General features: G+C 64.1%; 16 protein-coding genes and 1 tRNA gene. 9 read left to right on the forward strand and 8 right to left on the reverse strand.

What is annotated here, in order from left to right; genetic code table 11:
- The first annotated feature begins 49 nt into the window (after positions 1-49).
- Positions 50-1213: a hypothetical protein gene (locus IVB24_RS01415; RefSeq protein WP_247771836.1), complete on the forward strand. Its 1164-nt coding sequence runs from the start codon at positions 50-52 to the stop codon at positions 1211-1213.
- A 9-nt stretch (positions 1214-1222) separates the two neighbouring features.
- On the opposite strand, the gene IVB24_RS01420 is transcribed toward IVB24_RS01415, so the two are convergent.
- Positions 1223-1459: a hypothetical protein gene (locus IVB24_RS01420; RefSeq protein WP_166476745.1), complete on the reverse strand. Its 237-nt coding sequence runs from the start codon at positions 1457-1459 to the stop codon at positions 1223-1225.
- Positions 1460-1799: 340 nt separating this feature from the next.
- On the opposite strand from IVB24_RS01420, the gene IVB24_RS01425 reads away from it, so the two are divergent.
- Positions 1800-3014: an EAL domain-containing response regulator gene (locus tag IVB24_RS01425; RefSeq protein WP_247771837.1), complete on the forward strand. Its 1215-nt coding sequence runs from the start codon at positions 1800-1802 to the stop codon at positions 3012-3014.
- Between the two features lie 11 nt (positions 3015-3025).
- Here IVB24_RS01425 and IVB24_RS01430 read toward each other — a convergent pair whose 3' ends face one another.
- The gene (locus IVB24_RS01430; protein ID WP_247771838.1) at positions 3026-3886 is read right to left on the reverse strand and encodes a DMT family transporter; all 861 of its coding nucleotides are present in this window, start codon (positions 3884-3886) and stop codon (positions 3026-3028) included.
- A gap of 228 nt (positions 3887-4114) precedes the next feature.
- A complete protein-coding gene (locus tag IVB24_RS01435) occupies positions 4115-4429 on the reverse strand; it encodes a hypothetical protein (protein ID WP_247771839.1) in 315 nt (104 codons plus the stop codon).
- Positions 4430-4556: 127 nt separating this feature from the next.
- On the opposite strand from IVB24_RS01435, the gene IVB24_RS01440 reads away from it, so the two are divergent.
- Together IVB24_RS01440 and IVB24_RS01445 are read left to right on the forward strand one after the other, a co-directional pair.
- Positions 4557-5150 carry a hypothetical protein gene (locus tag IVB24_RS01440; protein ID WP_247771840.1) on the forward strand — a complete coding sequence of 198 codons (594 nt, stop codon included), beginning with the start codon at positions 4557-4559 and terminating at the stop codon, positions 5148-5150.
- A 106-nt stretch (positions 5151-5256) separates the two neighbouring features.
- A complete protein-coding gene (locus IVB24_RS01445; protein ID WP_247774268.1) occupies positions 5257-6606 on the forward strand; it encodes a hypothetical protein in 1350 nt (449 codons plus the stop codon).
- An 8-nt stretch (positions 6607-6614) separates the two neighbouring features.
- Here the strand turns inward: IVB24_RS01445 and IVB24_RS01450 are convergent, their stop codons facing one another.
- From IVB24_RS01450 to IVB24_RS01465, 4 genes are all read right to left on the reverse strand, one after another.
- On the reverse strand, positions 6615-7310 hold the full coding sequence (locus tag IVB24_RS01450; RefSeq protein ID WP_247771841.1) for a hypothetical protein: 696 nt from the start codon (positions 7308-7310) through the stop codon (positions 6615-6617).
- Positions 7307-8905: an adenylosuccinate synthetase gene (locus tag IVB24_RS01455; protein WP_247771842.1), complete on the reverse strand. Its 1599-nt coding sequence runs from the start codon at positions 8903-8905 to the stop codon at positions 7307-7309. Before IVB24_RS01455 ends, IVB24_RS01450 begins: the two co-directional genes overlap by 4 nt.
- A 174-nt stretch (positions 8906-9079) precedes the next feature.
- Positions 9080-9169: transfer RNA gene (locus IVB24_RS01460), tRNA-Ser, on the reverse strand.
- A 714-nt stretch (positions 9170-9883) separates the two neighbouring features.
- A complete protein-coding gene (locus IVB24_RS01465) occupies positions 9884-11017 on the reverse strand; it encodes an ROK family protein (RefSeq protein ID WP_247771843.1) in 1134 nt (377 codons plus the stop codon).
- Positions 11018-11350: 333 nt separating this feature from the next.
- On the opposite strand from IVB24_RS01465, the gene rplU reads away from it, so the two are divergent.
- From rplU to IVB24_RS01480, 3 genes are all read left to right on the forward strand, one after another.
- Positions 11351-11737, forward strand: coding sequence for a 50S ribosomal protein L21 (rplU, locus tag IVB24_RS01470; RefSeq protein WP_247771844.1), 387 nt, complete (start codon positions 11351-11353; stop codon positions 11735-11737).
- Between the two features lie 115 nt (positions 11738-11852).
- Positions 11853-12122: a 50S ribosomal protein L27 gene (gene rpmA / locus IVB24_RS01475; RefSeq protein ID WP_092028004.1), complete on the forward strand. Its 270-nt coding sequence runs from the start codon at positions 11853-11855 to the stop codon at positions 12120-12122.
- A 143-nt stretch (positions 12123-12265) separates the two neighbouring features.
- On the forward strand, positions 12266-12859 hold the full coding sequence (locus IVB24_RS01480; RefSeq protein WP_247771845.1) for a GNAT family N-acetyltransferase: 594 nt from the start codon (positions 12266-12268) through the stop codon (positions 12857-12859).
- A 165-nt stretch (positions 12860-13024) separates the two neighbouring features.
- Here the strand turns inward: IVB24_RS01480 and IVB24_RS01485 are convergent, their stop codons facing one another.
- Complete coding sequence (locus tag IVB24_RS01485) at positions 13025-13939, reverse strand: DMT family transporter (RefSeq protein WP_247771846.1); 915 nt, start codon at positions 13937-13939, stop codon at positions 13025-13027.
- A 121-nt stretch (positions 13940-14060) separates the two neighbouring features.
- Here IVB24_RS01485 and IVB24_RS01490 point away from each other — a divergent pair, with 121 nt between their 5' ends.
- Both IVB24_RS01490 and obgE read left to right on the forward strand, forming a co-directional pair.
- Positions 14061-14543, forward strand: coding sequence for a MaoC family dehydratase (locus IVB24_RS01490; RefSeq protein WP_094972796.1), 483 nt, complete (start codon positions 14061-14063; stop codon positions 14541-14543).
- A gap of 85 nt (positions 14544-14628) precedes the next feature.
- Entirely contained in the window at positions 14629-15669 is a 1041-nt protein-coding gene (gene obgE / locus IVB24_RS01495; RefSeq protein WP_247771847.1) for a GTPase ObgE, read from the forward strand.
- Positions 15670-15840 lie beyond the last annotated feature (171 nt).

Consider the following 15840-nt stretch of genomic DNA (forward strand, 5'->3'; position numbering starts at 1 on the left):
CACGCATTGGGCCCGCACACGCGGGAAATGCTGCGAAAGACTGCGTGCCATGGACGAGATCGATCGGCTGTCGGAATTCCTGCAGAGGCTGACGCCGCTGTCGCGCAGCTGTCTGCTCAGTGAACTCGAGCGGCTCGAGCTGTGCGGCATCGACATGCCCGGCTCGTCCGAGATCCAGTCGCGCCTGCGCGCCGAGTTTCGCAAGGACGGATCGACCCAGGCGCGCGCTACCAACCCGTCGCGCTATTTCTTCGCGCCGCTCGAGCTGTTCCTGATCAACGGCGCGCCCGAGCACCCCAACATGGGGCGGATCTCGCGCAATACCCTCACGCCGATCTGGGAATGGATCTGCCGCGACCTGCTGCCGACCATGGCGCGCGACTACATCAAGGCGATCAACGACCAGGTTGCCGCCAACAACCCGAAGGAGGTCCTGAAGGTCGCCTCGACGTTCCAGACCAAGGTCGTCAAGGTCCTGGAGAGCACCTTTGCATCGGCGGAGAGCACCGAATTCGCGCGCGGCAAGCTCGCGCAATACACGGCGTCGCGCACCGCATTCGACGACGTCAGGAAGATGCAGCACGTGCTGCGCGCCGGCAATGTGCTGACGAAATTCAACGAAAAGCTGCCCGAGAAGATCGCCAAGTTCGACGACGACCGGGTTGCCCAGATCACCGCGCAGCTCGACGCCTTCGGGAAGGCGCATGCCGAGGCCCTTCCCTTCGCGCTGACGCTGGTGGCGCGGCGCCTGGCGACGCCCTGGCAATTGACGCGTCTCGCCACCAAGGCGGCCGCGAGCAAGAGCGCCACCGATGTCGCCGCCACACCCTATGCCTGCGTCGTTCACATGGTGCTCGACCGGCTCGACGACAAGCGCCTCGCGCTTCGGATCGCGCTCCGGAACAACCGGGTGCTGGTCGCCCGCGACCTGCTCGCCGATATCTACGACACCGAATATTCCCTCAAGGTGCGCATCGACGGCATCGAGAGTTCCGAATGGGGAATCCGGCTCCAGCAATTGATGGACGCGATCGCGGCGCTGGTGTCCGCCGAGGTGGCCCGCTTCCCGTCCAATGTCGGCCACATCCTCGGCTCTCGCCGTCTGCGCAGCCACGACACGCTCGGCGGCAAGCTGACCTATCTGGCCTGGAAGGGCCGCGACGTGGTGCAGGATGGCGCGGCGGCGTTTCGCAAATTGATAGGGCAGACCTGAGCTCGCGCCTCAGTTTATTGTTTGAGCATGATCTTTTCGGAGAACCGCCGCACACTTTTCCGGATCATGCTCTAATGCGCGCGCGGCAGGCACAGGAAGCGATCGAGAAATCGCCCCGACATCACCACCCTGAACCACCAGACCATCATTCGCCGCATCGTCATTGTCGTAATCCTCGATACAGCCCACCACCGGCTGTGCCGAGCAATAGCGCAGATGCAGCAAACCGTGTGTGATGCGTTTCACACTTTGTGTGATCGCGTTCGACGGCCGCAATCCGGACAAACCAGCGACGGCGATTAATCTTGCGACGGCTTCCCGGGTGCTTCGAAAAGGCACACCGCGTCATCGCTTGCCCGCTTTCGTCCGCGAACCGCAAGCTCGATGTCACACGACGGACATTTGCGCAGCGACTGCAATCGTCATGTTTGCCGTCGCGCCGTCTTTGGAGAGAGTTTGTCGAAAGCTTAGCGCGAATTGAGGGGTTTAAGGTTACCCAGATAATCCAGTGAAGATCTGAAGCTCTCCTTATTTGAACCCACGCTCGCCGTTTAGAAAACCGTCACGGAACGGGAGTGGTGTAGCGATGAACGATGGGATGATTGAACTCGTCGGACGAAGGCCTGTGACCTTCGGACGGCGAAAGGTGACGCCGCGCGCCTGCGTGGCCGACAGCAAGCGGCATCTGCGCGCCTTCCTCAGCGAGGTGCTGGAGGATCTCGGCTTCGTCACCAGCGAATGCGCCAGCTCGGACGAGCTGCAGGCGGTGCTCGCCACCGAATTGCCGGACCTGATCCTGCTCGGCGTCGCCGCCGACGGCATCGAGCCGGGGAGATTCCTTGAGATCCTGGTGCGCGAGGCGTTCGCCGGCAAGGTTCTCGCCGTCGGCGCGCGCGAGTCGATCATCGTCAAGGCGGTGCGGCAGGTCGGCGAGGAATACGGCCTTGCGATGCTGCCGCCGCTGACCACGCCCTTTGCGGCGGAAACGCTGCGCGAGCGCATCGCCATGCTGCTGCCGGAGGAGCCGGCGCCGAGCCCGGCCGTGCATGTCGGCGAGGCCCTGCATGCCGGCTGGCTCGAGCTCTGGTACCAGCCCAAGATCGACGCGCGCACGCTGGTCCGCAGCGGCGCCGAGGCGCTGGTGCGGATGCGGCATCCGACCTGGGGCGTGGTGCCGCCGGCCTATTTCATTCCCGAAGAGAGCGACCCGCATCTGCGCGCGCTCTCCGAATTCGTGATCGATCGCGCCATGCAGGACTGGCACTATCTTCTGGAGCAACAAAGCGCTGTCGATCTCTCGATCAACCTGCCCGCGTCCTATCTCAGGGAGCCGCAGGCGGTGCGCGATCTCTGCCGCCGCGTGCCGACGCATCCGGCCTTCGGCGGGCTGACGGTCGAGATCGACAGCGAGGAGGCGATCCGCGATCTCGATCACCTGACCGAGGTCGCGCGCGAGGTCGGCCTGCACAATATCGGCCTGTCGATCGACAATCTCGGCGCCAACTGGCCGGCGCTGATGGAGCTGGACAGGATTCCGTTCGTCAAGCTGAAGGCCGACCGGCAATTCGTCACCGGCAGCGGCAGCGACCGGTTGAAGCGCACGGTGTGCCGTCACATCGTCGAGCTGGCGCAGGGCTTTGGCGCGCGCAGCGTGGCGCAGGGGGTGGAAAGCCGCGCCGATCTCGTCGCCGCCAACGAGCTCGGCTTCGACTTCGTGCAGGGCTTCCTGTTCGGCAAGCCGATGCCGCTGAAGAAGTTCGCCAAGGGCGCGCTGACGAGGACGGTGATGGGGCAGGCGTGAGGCAAGAGGCCTCACGCAAACCGTCGCGCGAAAAACACGCAGGCGACCACGAGGCCGGTTGCGACGATCATGCTCCACGCGACGGGCTCGTGCAGCAGGAGGCCGGCGAGTGCGAGGCCGAAGAACGGCTGGAGCTGCTGCAGCTGGCCGACGCGGGCGATGCCGCCGATCGCAAGCCCGCGGTACCAGAAGATGAAGCCGACGAACATGCTGAAGATCGAGACGTAAGCGAGCCCGATCCAGGCGGGCACGCTGATGCCGCTCCAGCTTGCCGGCCAGGTGAGGATCGCGAGCGGCACCATCAGCGGCAGCGCGAGCAACAGCGCCCAGGAGATCACCTGCCAGCCGCCGAGCCGGCGCGACAGCGCGGCGCCTTCGGCATAGCCGAGGCCGCACAGAACGATCGCGGCGACCATCAGCAGATCGCCGGTGAGCGAGGCCGCACCGCCATTCGACAGGGCAAAGCCGGCCACCGTGGCGCTGCCGAGACCGGCGAACATCCAGAACAGCGGCTGCGGCCGCTCGCCGCCGCGCAGCACGGCGAAGATCGCGGTCGAGAGCGGCAACAGGCCGATGAAGACGATCGACCGGGCCGAGGTGATGTGCTGCAGCGCCAGCGCCGTCAGCAGCGGAAAGCCGACCACGACGCCGATCGCGACGATGGCGAGCGAGACGAGATCGCCTCGCTGCGGCCGCGCCTGCCGCAGCAGGCCGAGCACGGCCACCCCGATCAGCGCCGCGATGACCGCGCGCGCCGAGGTCAGGAACAGCGCCGAGAAGCCGCCGACCGCAACCCGCGTCGCCGGCAGCGAGCCGCTGAAGATGATGACGCCGAGCAGCCCGTTGCCCCAGCCGGTGGCGGAAGAGTGCATGTTGGTCTCGCTTGGTGGGGGCGACGCGGCCGGGTAAAGGCGCTTGCCGTGGCGTTACGGTCGCGGCCTTCTGCCATACGATAGCAAAATATGCGAAAACAACCCCATGCACAGTAGACGGGGGTAGGAAGATCAAGGGGTTACGGGGCTGAGTTTTTGGCCAAGATGCGTCAGTTTTTGACACGACAGCTGGGGTGGCCTCGTCGCGGAATCTCCGAGCGGCGCCGGTCAGGATCTGCGGCGCCGGCCTTTGGTCTTCCGCGAACGATCGAGGGTGGCCAGCGCTTCTTGGAGCATATGCAACAGCGCTGCTACAAATTCAACATCGATCGGCGGCCTGTCGCCACTCCCCAGACGATCCAAACCCTGCCCGATCAGCTCCGCGCTCGCAGCGGTAATGGGGCGTCCCGACAGAGCCCTAGTGATCAGCGAATGGTTCATATTGAGCCTGCGCGCAAGTTCTCGCTTGCTCCATTGAGGATGCCCTTCGGCGAACTCCCGCAGCCGCGCAACAGCGGAGTGATCGACCTTTCCTTGGGGCATGACCGCATCATAAGAGGATGGGAGAACGTTTTCATTTGCGACATTTTTGTTTCATATGCAACAACATTCATTGTAGGATGAGGACGATGGCGCTGCGTTGCGCGCCGAATTATACTGATGGGGTCTGATGTCCTGGAAGAAGAGTGCGATGGTCGCAGTCAAGGTCGAAGTGGGACCGTCGATCATGCTCCATAGCGGCGCATGGTTCGATTTCGCCTCGCCCCACACCAGCGACTTCACGGTCGAGGACATCGCCCACGGACTCGCGCACATCTGCCGGTATTCCGGCCAATGCAGCCGGTTCTACTCGGTGGCCGAACACAGCCTGCTGGTGAGCGACGTCGCCGAAGGGTTCGAATTCGAAGCGCTCCTGCACGATGCGGCCGAGGCGTTCATTGGCGACATCACACGCCCGCTCAAGCAGATGCTCCCTGACTTCAAGCGGATCGAAGCCGCGGTCCAGGATGCCGTCCTGAAGCGGTTTGGCATCGCGTCCCCTCTTCCTCCCCAGATCAAGGAAGCCGACCTGCGGGTGCTCGCGGCCGAGCAAAGACAGATCATGCCGCCGGGGACGGACGGCTGGCTCGCCGGGTTGACCATACAGCCGGCTCCGATCCTAGTCCGGCACCTTCAACCGGAAACCGCCAAGCGGATGTGGCTCGATCGGTTCGAGACCCTACGGCGAGAAAGGATTGTCAAGGGACAATCCCAGGCCCGGTGAAAGGCGGTGATATTTCTCCGGAACGGCTGGAGCCCGCGGCCGTTTGCGCCTTTATGCCGAAGCGGGACGCGTAACAGGGGCCGTGTTGATGTCATTGCGTAAGGACGTGTCGTTGGACGAACTCGCCCGCGTCGGGAACGTCGCGCAATTCGTGAGCTTCTCCCCTGATGCAGACCGACCGCGTCAGGAATTTTGCCGCGTCGCTGGGTTCGACGCGAACCACAAGTTCCCGACGTTGGCGGACGCGCTCCGCGCCCTGATCGGGCAAAGTCCTGAAGGGACGATAAATCTTCGCAGCTTCACACCAGACAGTCCGAGAAGCCGCGACTTCCATTACGGCCTGTCCGATCTTACCCAGGTCGAAACGCTGGTCCGACGCATGTCGGCCGAGGGTCTCTTTGTCATCGCGAACGAGACGGTCGACGTGTCCGACGGCGGCGTGTCCGGCGTCCTCCAGGGCGGCGTGGCCGAGTTCGCGCCGGACGACACTCCACGCTGCGTCGAAAAGGGTGGCACCGCGTCTCTTCCGCTGGATTGGGCCCTCGCTCTGATCGAAACGGTGTACGGCATCCCGGTCGAAACGGTCGACGCCGGTCGCGGGCGACTCGAGTTCAGTATTCATCCCAAGCCGCGTGGCTGGCGACGAACCCACACCTTGATGTGGGAATACGAAGGATCGGACAGCGCGCCGGCCATGGCGGCCGTCAAATGGCCGAACCGCTTCAGCCAGATGATCGGCGACAAGACGTTCGGTCTGTTGATCGCCCACGTCATGGGCCTTCCCGTTCCCCGGACGACCTGCATTTCCCGGCGCATCGCGCCGTTCACTTTCGGCGAAGCGACTTCGTCGAAGGAAGTGTGGACTCGCACGTGCCCGCGCGAACAGGAACCCGGCAGATTCACCACCATCAAGGGCTGGCTCGATCCGTTCCGCCTGCTCAACGCGGAGGACCCGAGCGGCGAAGCGATCTCGGCGATTCTCTCTCAGGCCGCAGTCCCTGCTACTTACGCCGGCGCCGCCATCACGGATGCGCTGGGTGAAGTCGTCGTCGAAGGCGCCGCCGGCGAAGGCGATCGCTTCATGCTTGGCCAGAAGGTGCCGGAACGCCTGCCGCGAAGCGTAGTGGGCGACGTCGAGGCGATCTATCATCGGACGAAGGAGCGGCTCGGGCCGGTGCGGTTCGAATGGGTCCACGACGGCATGCGCGTCTGGATCGTCCAACTCCACAAAGGCGCTACGGACAGCGCGGCGTCCACGCTCGTTCCGGGCGAAGCCGACCGCTGGGAGACGTTCGATGTGTCGAGCGGCTTGGAAGAACTGCGCAGCCTGCTGCACCGACTGCCGTCGGGCGTCGGCGTCCGTATCCGCGGCGAGGTTGGCTTGACGTCGCATGTGGCCGACCTGCTGCGCAAGCATCGGCGCCCCGCGCGTCTAACTGAGGCCTCGGCGGCGTAGGCCGCCGTCTACGGTCCCTCGCCGGGATCGCTGCCTTCGCGCCTCCAAAGCACTTTTTTCTCGCCTTTGAAGACGCGATGTGCCGCTAGAGCGTGAGCTTCGATGTCGGGCACGCCACCCATGACGGTCAACTCGACTACCGCGTCCTTGATCGGCTTCTTCAGCTTCTTGCGGCGCTCGTCGAAGGGAAAGTCGGCGATGGGCTTGAACGTGCTGCGTCCCCTCGGCACCGGATTGTAGATCGTGGCGCCGCTGTTGATCGGACTGAGCGTGATGGCGTCGCGATGCGCAGCGACCAGGCTCTTCGTATCCAGCGTGATGACGGTCTGCGGTTTGTCGCGATAGGCCCGTGCGCCGAGGAGTCCCTGAAGCCGATCCTTGGAGAGCCAGAAGAACACCCGCGCGTTCAACGTTTCGAACCATTCTTCGGGCGTCGTGCCGTCGGTCAGACACTTTTCCAGCGCGGAGCGGGTCATCGGCTTCTGGTCGCGGACCACCGCCACCGGCAACCCGTCCCGCGATATCTTGACCGATTCCGGTCGGCGTTCGGATTCCAGCTTACTCCGTTCCTCGCCCCCGAGTTCGTAGAGGTCGAGCAGCGCAGTCGTCGACAGCAGGCCGTGGCGGGCGACCGACTCCCAACTCGCGTCTTCCGCCATGTGGTAAAGACGCGGATAGTTCTCCAGCAGTTCTTCTTCCGTCACCGCCAATCCCTTCGATCAATGACGCCGAACTTGGCGAACCGCGTCGATATCAACGATACAGGCGCGTTCGCAACCTTTTCGATGGACGCGATGAATTCATGCGTTTCGGCGGTGAGTTGGTCGTAGGTTTGGGCCTTTCGGTTGTCGATGCTGATGTAGTCCGAAAACGACAATGCGATGTCGGTGGCCCCGTTGAGGATCGACGAACGACGAAGCTGCTCGAAATCGAACTCGGCGATCCGGCGCTTGTTTCCCGACACCGACCCGACTTCGGTGTCCTCGATCTCATTCAGGGGCACGCCCGACCGTTTCGATATCGTTTCGAAATCGAGCAAGATCCCCATTGGGCCCGACTCGCCGCCGACCCGGATCGGATATCGCCTCATGACCATGACAACCCTGCGCACGCGCGACGGAGCTATTCCGGCGTCTGCGAGACAGCCGGCGGCCGTGGTCTCGCGCGCCGTGACGTTCGGGTAGTGACCATGATGGATGCTCAGATCGGTGCCTTGCGTGCCTTCGAGCATCACGCGCGTCCCCGAGGAATACGCCTTCTCGAGCTCTCGCCCGACCGAGCCGACGAACGGCAGCAGGTCGGGATGGTGCTTCGCCAACCGGACGGGCCCGCCCAACATCGGCTCTTTACCTCGATTCAATATCTTCCGCGCCAGCGCGGAGCCGGCGCCTTGTTTTGTCGAACCGATCGTTCCGAGACCGCCTTCTTGGCTCTCGAACGCCACATCGGCATCTTCGATCACCATGGCCTGCTCGTCGATGACGATGCGGCGCGCGGCATCGCACTCGGCGATCTCGCGAAGAATGCGCGTGGGCGAGATCGTCGATCCCGCAGCGATCAATATCTTCGCATCCGGGTTGGACTGCGTGCCGGACGGCAGCTGTCTGTAGTTGTATCTGGGGTCCGCGACCTGGTGACCGGCGTTGGGGCCGCCGACCCGCACCAGGATGCCGTATTCCGTAGCGATATGGGCGCAGATATGCCCCTTGCCTTCACTGCCGTATTGACCGCTCACGATAACATCGACGAGCGGAACGGCCTTACCCGGGAAGAGCTCGAGCCCAGCCACCGCCAAGGCAAGCAGCGACGCAGGCTCCTGATTGTGATTTTCGACGACCCTGTCGGCCGTGTCGCCCAGCGACCAGACGCCGGACTCGGTCGGATCAGCTCTGACCTGGTCGTACGTCATGCCGGTGTCGGCGACAGAGCCGCGATCTTCGTAGCGCTTCCTGACCATCTCGAACGGTGCCGTCACATGCACGTGGACAAGCTGATGGCCGTAGGTCTCCCGAAGGTGAGCGACCTGCCGGGCGGTCCTGACCGCATCGACCAGGATCACGTCCTTGCCTGCGTGCTCGGTGACGTATCGAGCTATGCCGTCGCGCACCCATCGGCCGTCGGTGTCAACGTCCAAGCGCTTGCCTGCCTCGATCAGCGCATCCCGTTCGTTCGCGCACCCCCCATCCAGCAACAACGTTCGCGTGGAAATCCGATGAGAACTGAATCTTTTAAGTAGTGCGTCGGCCAGCGCAGATTTTCCGACCGCAACGGGTCCCGAGATCGCAATAATGTACCGCACGCATAAACCTCTGATTGAAATGTTTGGCGCAAGGTAAGTGTTGCGTGCCGCCGTTGTCCACCCCGAACCCGATCACCCCGACGAATTACCGAGAGATCTCCGAGACCGAGTCGGACGCGGCAGCCGCCGCAATCCTTGTATCGGAGTTGGTGCATTGCAGGATGCTGGAATCTATGGCGGAGAGGGAGGGATTCGAACCCCCGATAGGCTTGCACCTATGCCGCATTTCGAGTGCGGTGCATTCAACCACTCTGCCACCTCTCCTGAAGGCGCCATGGAAGGAGCAGGGCCCCTGTGGTTGGGGGCGTTAATAGGCGAGGATGGCGGGACAGACAAGGCGGGCAAGGCGAAAATCCGCTGCCTGTTTCGGCCCCCTGCCCGGGACTTCCGTCATGAACGTAGGGAATGCTGCTCCCGGTTGCGGTTTTGGCGTGTTTTTTTTGGGGGGCGCTTGTGGGAGAGACCGATGCGCCCCGGGCCGGGCATGGTCGCGCGCGCGGAGGGTGAGGGCTCTCGGCGCAGGGATATTTGGCAAAGCGCGACCAACCCCAATGGGGAGACACCCTCTCCCCAACCCTCTCCCGCAGGCGGGAGAGGGGGCGCGCCGGCATTGGGGCGGGCGGCTGGGGCTTATCGCTTGTTTTGAAAAACGGGGTGGGACCGCCAGACGCGGTAAACACTGGCGGTCCCGGTGCCGCTCATTGAAATACTGGCTGGGAAGGGCGGCTTCGCCGGCCAGGTGAGGCGACGATTCGACCCTAGCGTGCGGGGGGCGTGCCGCAACGCAATCCGGTCCTTAACCTAACCGGTCAAGGTTACTCGGGGGGTGGTTCGGGGTGGCGCCGGCGGTGGCGCGGGGTTTCCTGTCGGAGAGGGTCCCATTGCGGAGGCACCCTCTCCCCGGCCCTCTCCCGCAGGCGGGAGAGGGGGTGGACCTCCGTCGTGGCGGCGATCATCACACTCAGCGAGAAGGAGTGGCTAGTCGCCCTTCTTGCTGTCCTTGTCCTTTTTCTTGCCGTTCTCCGCGGAGTCCTTGTCCTTGCCGTTCTCCTTGCGGCGGTTGGTGAAGCGGGCGTTGCCGAGGCCGGTGCCGATGGTGAGCACGCCCCAGCGCTCGACGTCCTGCATGAACGGCACCTCGGAGAGGCCCTGAACCACGCCGTCATTGTGCATCAGGATCGCGGTGTCGTGCTCGCCGATCTGCGGAATGCCCTCGATCAGGCTCGCCGGCAGGTTGAACTTGCTGCTCTCCCAATTGCCCGGCAGGTTCTGCGCGCCCTTCTCGATCGAGCCGTCGGCGTTGATGACGCCGGGACAGGCGATGCCGATGAACGGCGCGAGCTTGTAGCCTTCCTTCTCGGCCTCCGTGATCAGCCCCTTCAGCATCTTGGTGAGCCGCTTCACCGCGCCTTCGCGGGTCGGCTCGTCGTCGGCATGGCGCCACAGCTCGGAGTGCACGACCTTGGCCTTCGAGAGGTCCTTGGCCTTCTTCCAGCTGGTTTCGACCAGGCCGCAGCGGATGTTGGTGCCGCCGATGTCGACGGCGAGGATGCTGTCATGGGCCTCGAAAATCCACGACGGCGCCAGATGCAGCGCGCCGATCAGGCCGGCTTCGTCCGGATGATGCCGGATCGGCACCATCTCGATCTTGAGATCCTCGTGCCTGAGGATGATCTCGGTGCGCGCGATCGCGAGCTCGCCGAGCTTGGAGTCGCGAAAGCCGCCGCCGACGACGATACGCTCGGTCTTGGCCCAGGCCTTGGTCTTGAGGAAACGCCGCGTGACATAGGCGAGCTCCTGGGCGAACTCCTCGATCGCGCTGTGGACCAGGGCGGTCGCCTTGATGTCATCACCGGCCAGGATGCCATCCAGGGTCTTCTTGCTGATGTCTTCCGAGGGCTCGTCGCCGAACGGGTCCTCGCCGGATTTGCGCAGCGGCTTGCGCCAGCGGTCGAGCATGTCCCGGAACGCGCCCTTGCTGGCGCGGTCGCCGAGGAAACCGTCCTCGTCCTTCATCTCGATGTTGAAGCTGTCGATCTCCACCGACGGCAGCCGCTCGGCGCCGTGATGGGCGATGCCCGTCGTCGTCTTGACCAGTTCGTCCGTTGCCATGAGAGCCCTTGCCCGCGTATCTGTTCCGGCCGGGACAACGGCGGCGGAACCGGTTTGTTGCATTGCCGGTCGCAATTCGGCTGAGGCTGTTGGACGCTGCCAAATCCTTCAAATCCGGAGCTTTTCGCGCCCTTTTCCTTGACTCCTGACGGCCGGCGGCTATAAGTCCCACAACCGGCGCGGGGCGTTTCTCGCGCCGCTTGTTTTTGCGTGGGTTTTCAAGGGGATAATCCCCGCCCGCACAAGACTCGCAAGTAACCCATAGCGACTGACAAAAAGCCGGCCCGGACGATGTTCGTCGCGAGGCCGGGATTTGAACACGGAGAAAAAACGATGTTCGCAGTCATCAAAACCGGCGGCCGGCAGTACCGCGTCGTTCCGGATGATGTTCTCGAAGTAGGCAAGATCGAAGGCGAAGTCGGCTCGATCATCCAGTTGAACGAAGTCCTTCTGGTCGGCGGCGACACGCCGGTGCTGGGCATTCCGACGGTCGCAGGCGCGTCCGTCGCGGTCGAGGTGCTCGACCACAAGCGCGGCCCCAAGGTCATCGCGTTCAAGAAGCGCCGCCGCAAGAATTCGCGCCGCAAGCGCGGCTATCGCGACGAGATCACGGTGCTCCGCATCTCCGAGATCCTGACCGACGGCGCCAAGCCCACCAAGGGCCCGCGTCCGAAGCGGGAGAAGGTGGTGAAGGAGCCGGCAGCGGAAGCCGCCGAGTAACGCAGAATCGATCACGCCAATTCACGAATTGATGCGTGATAAATTTTGAAATGATTCCGTCAAGGAATTGATCTAGACAAGCGCATTATCTTGCGCAGGATTTCGGAGACGAACCATGGCTCACAAAAAAGCAGGCGGTTCATCGCGCAACGGACGCGATTCCAAGGGCAAGCGCCTCGGCATCAAGGCGTTCGGCGGCGAAGTCGTGATTCCCGGCAACATCATCGCACGTCAGCGCGGCACCACCTGGCATCCCGGCCTTAATGTCGGCATGGGCACGGACCACACTCTGTTCGCCAAGATCGAGGGTCGCGTCACGTTCCAGGCCAAAGCCAACGGCCGCACTTTCATCTCGGTACTTCCGGTCGCTGAGGCCGCTGAATAGACGGCGATCCAAATTTGGAGTTCGCCGGGTCCTTGACCGAACCGGCGGAGTCCACAAGACGGCTCCAGGGGAGGCAGGGAAACCGGCCTCCCCTTTTCTTTTGACTTGCTCACTTTGATTTAGTGACTTTCACGGAGCCGGACATGTTGCAGGATTTCTCGAGCGCGACCCTGGCCGAGGCCAGACCGAGCGTCGTCGCCACCGAACGGCTGACCTTGCGGCGGCCGACCCTCGCCGACGTCAGGACCATCGCCCACCTCGCCAACGACCGCCGCGTCGCCGAAAACACCCGCCGCCTGCCGCATCCCTATTCGCAGGACGACGCCGTGGAATTCATCCGCGCCACGGCTTCGCTCGGCAGTGAGACCGTGTTCCTGATCGAGCACGACAGCGGACCGGTCGGCATGGTCGGAATCGACCGCTCCACGCCTGATAATGCCGAGCTCGGCTACTGGCTCGGCGTCGAGCATTGGGGCCGGGGCATTGCCACCGAGGCCGCACGCGGGGCGATCGACTTCTTCTTCGAGGAGTTCGAGGACGAGCACCTCTATGCCGGCGCGCGCGTCACCAACCCGGCCTCGCGCAACGTGCTGGAGAAGTGCGGCTTCCAGTGGAGCGGCGTGCAGCTGCACCGATTTTTGGCGCTGGGCTCCTCGACGCCGGTCGATTGCTTCCGCCTCTCGCGCGGGGTGTGGTCGTCGTTGAAGAGCTGGAGCAGTGCACGACGGGTGAGGTGACTTACCCTCCCCTGGAGGGGGAGGTCGGCTCACGTTGAGCGCAGCGAAACGTGAGACGGGGTGGGGTGACAGTCTCTCAGCGGAAGCAGTGCCCGAGTGGAGAGATCACCCCACCCCGCTCGCGCTGCGCGCGATCGACCCTCCCCCTCCAGGGGAGGGTAAGAGCTATGCCGGCGGATTCACTTCCTCACTCGGGCGCCCAAGATCCCGCTCGCGCAGATAGATATAGAACCCGGCGCCGATGATGATCGTGGCGCCGACGAGCGTCGCGACCGAGGGCACGTCGCCGAACACGACGAAGCCGAAGATCACGGCCCAGACGATCATCGAATATTGATAGGGCACCACGACGCTGGCCGGCGCCAGCTTCAGCGAGCGGTTGACGCAGAACAGCGCCGTCACCGAGATCAGCCCGGCGGTGGCGAAGATCACGAGGCTGCCCGGCGTCGGCGGCACCCAGTTGAAGGCCGACAGCACCGCGCCGAGCGAGAAGGTGCCGACGAATTGCGAGGACGCCATCACGATATCAGGCGTCTTGCGCAGGCTGCGCGTGATCAGCATCAGGGTCGCGAAAGAGAGACTGCCGCCGAGCGCGATCAGCGCCGGCAGGCTGACGGTCTGCGCCGACGGCCGCAGCGCGATCAGCACGCCGCAGAAGCCGATCAGGATCGCAGTCCAGCGCCGCCAGCCGACCTTCTCGCCCAGGAAGATCGCCGACATCGCGGTGACGAAGATGGGTCCGGCGAGATAATAGGTGATGACGTCGGCGAGCGGCAGATAGACGGTGGCGAGGAAGAAGGCGGCGACCTCCAGCGTCGAGAGCACGACGCGAAACAGCTGCAGGCCCGGCCGCTCCAGCTGCAGGAACTGGTGACGCTGCGTCCAGATCAGCGGCGACAGCAACAGCAGCGCCGCGCAGGCGCGCAGGAACAAGAGCTGCCCCACCGAATAGGTGCCCACCAGGAACTTGCCCATGGCGTCGCCGAACGAGAACATGAAGATCGACAGCACCATCAGCCCGATGCCGGCAAGGCGCGCGGAGCGATCGTCATAGGCGGAGAGATTCTTGAACAGGGGCATCGAGGCGTTTTAGTCGGGTCGACGCGCGGGACAAGCCCACCTCCGACGAATTGAACGCATTGTCGCACTGCGCCTCACGCGGTACGGATCACTCTCCGAACGCGTCCTGATGGTGCAGCGCATGAGCGACTTCGATCCGACCCAGCATCGCATGATCCCGGCGCAACGCTGGTTCGAGGATTTCGTCCTCGGTGAACGTTTCGTGCTGCCGAGCCGGACCCAGACCTCTGCGATATTCGCCGCGTTCCAGACCGCGAGCGGCGACACCCATCCCGTGCACTACGATCTGGAATATTGCCGCAGCCGCGGCATGCCGCATCTGCTCGCCCACGGCTTCCAGACCCTGATCCACACCGCGCCCGGCGCCGGCCTGTTTCCGTTCATGGTCGAGGAGTCCCTGGTCGGCTTTCTCGAACAGTCGAGCCGGTTCCTCAAGCCTGTCTACGCCGACGACACCATCTATCCCGCGCTCGAGGTCACCGAGCTGGTGCCGGGCCGCACCACCGGCGCGGTGACGCTCCGCAGCACCGTGTTCAACCAGCGCAAGGAGCTGGTGCTGGAGGGAATGCAGAAATTCCTGATCCGGCGCCGGCCGGCTGGTTAAGCAAGGGCCGCAATTCGCGGAAATTCGGCCGATTTGCGGGTCTCTCCGGGTTGCCGCGGGAGACCTGCTGGCCTACCTATGGCCCATGAAATTCCTCGACGAAGCAAAGGTCTATATCCGCTCCGGTGACGGCGGGAACGGCTGCGTGGCGTTCCGCCGCGAGAAGTTCATCGAATTCGGCGGCCCCTCCGGCGGCAATGGCGGCCGCGGCGGCAACGTCATCATCGAGGTCGCCGACGGCCTCAATACGCTGATCGACTACCGCTACCAGCAGCATTTCAAGGCCCAGAAGGGCGAGAACGGCTCGGGCTCGGACCGCCACGGCGCCAACGGCAAGAACATCGTGCTGAAGGTGCCTGTTGGCACGCAGATCTTCGACGAGGATCGCGAGACGCTGATCCACGACTTCACCAATGTCGGCGAAAAGTTCGTGCTGGCCGAGGGCGGCAATGGCGGCTTCGGCAACGCGCATTTCAAGACCTCGACCAACCGCGCGCCGCGCAACGCCAATCCCGGCCAGGTGGGCGAGGAGCGCTGGATCTGGCTGCGGCTGAAACTCATTGCCGATGCCGGCCTCGTCGGCATGCCCAATGCGGGCAAGTCGACCTTCCTGTCCAAGGTCAGCGCGGCACGGCCGAAGATCGCCGACTACCCCTTCACCACGTTGCATCCGCAGCTCGGCGTCGTGAACGCCGACGGCCGCGAATTCGTGCTGGCCGACATTCCCGGCCTGATCGAGGGCGCCCATGAAGGCACCGGCCTCGGCGACCGCTTCCTCGGCCATGTCGAGCGCTGCCGCGTGCTGCTGCACCTGATCGACGCCACCTGCGAGCATGCCGGCAAGACCTACAAGACGGTGCGCAAGGAGCTCGACGCCTATGGCGGGCTCTTGACCGACAAGATCGAGATCGTCGCGCTGAACAAGATCGACGCGGTCGAACCGGACGAGCTCAAGAAGCAGAAAGAGCGCCTGAAGCGCGCCGCCAAGAAGACGCCGCTGCTGATGTCCGGCATCACCGGCGACGGCGTCAAGGAAGCCCTGCGTGCACTCGTCGAGGTGATCGGCGAAGCCCCGGTGTCGGCCAAGGCCAAGAGCGCGGCCGAAGCGGAGCCGTGGTCGGCGTGAGCAATCACCCTTAGTCCCTCATGGTGACGAGCGCGGAACGCGCGTCTCGAACCATGAAGGCCCGGCTCTCGCCCGCAGCCATCCTTCGAGACGCCCGCGGCGCGGGCTCCTCAGGATGAGGGTCGGTGGTCTTGACGGGAGCAAATTGAGCACTGGCTTGTCTTCGCCGCT

This window comes from Bradyrhizobium sp. 192, assembly GCF_023100965.1.
Classification (GTDB): Bacteria; Pseudomonadota; Alphaproteobacteria; order Rhizobiales; family Xanthobacteraceae; genus Bradyrhizobium; species Bradyrhizobium symbiodeficiens.

What these genes read in the sequence shown, in the direction of transcription:
- IVB24_RS01415 (WP_247771836.1), top strand. Translation starts at nt 50, where the DNA reads ATGGACGAGATCGATCGGCTGTCGGAATTCCTGCAGAGGCTGACGCCG.
- IVB24_RS01425 (WP_247771837.1), top strand. Translation starts at nt 1,800, where the DNA reads ATGAACGATGGGATGATTGAACTCGTCGGACGAAGGCCTGTGACCTTC.
- IVB24_RS01430 (WP_247771838.1), bottom strand. Translation starts at nt 3,886, where the DNA reads ATGCACTCTTCCGCCACCGGCTGGGGCAACGGGCTGCTCGGCGTCATC.
- IVB24_RS01435 (WP_247771839.1), bottom strand. Translation starts at nt 4,429, where the DNA reads ATGCCCCAAGGAAAGGTCGATCACTCCGCTGTTGCGCGGCTGCGGGAG.
- IVB24_RS01440 (WP_247771840.1), top strand. Translation starts at nt 4,557, where the DNA reads ATGTCCTGGAAGAAGAGTGCGATGGTCGCAGTCAAGGTCGAAGTGGGA.
- IVB24_RS01465 (WP_247771843.1), bottom strand. Translation starts at nt 11,017, where the DNA reads ATGGCAACGGACGAACTGGTCAAGACGACGACGGGCATCGCCCATCAC.
- rplU (WP_247771844.1), top strand. Translation starts at nt 11,351, where the DNA reads ATGTTCGCAGTCATCAAAACCGGCGGCCGGCAGTACCGCGTCGTTCCG.
- rpmA (WP_092028004.1), top strand. Translation starts at nt 11,853, where the DNA reads ATGGCTCACAAAAAAGCAGGCGGTTCATCGCGCAACGGACGCGATTCC.
- IVB24_RS01480 (WP_247771845.1), top strand. Translation starts at nt 12,266, where the DNA reads ATGTTGCAGGATTTCTCGAGCGCGACCCTGGCCGAGGCCAGACCGAGC.
- IVB24_RS01485 (WP_247771846.1), bottom strand. Translation starts at nt 13,939, where the DNA reads ATGCCCCTGTTCAAGAATCTCTCCGCCTATGACGATCGCTCCGCGCGC.
- IVB24_RS01490 (WP_094972796.1), top strand. Translation starts at nt 14,061, where the DNA reads ATGAGCGACTTCGATCCGACCCAGCATCGCATGATCCCGGCGCAACGC.
- obgE (WP_247771847.1), top strand. Translation starts at nt 14,629, where the DNA reads ATGAAATTCCTCGACGAAGCAAAGGTCTATATCCGCTCCGGTGACGGC.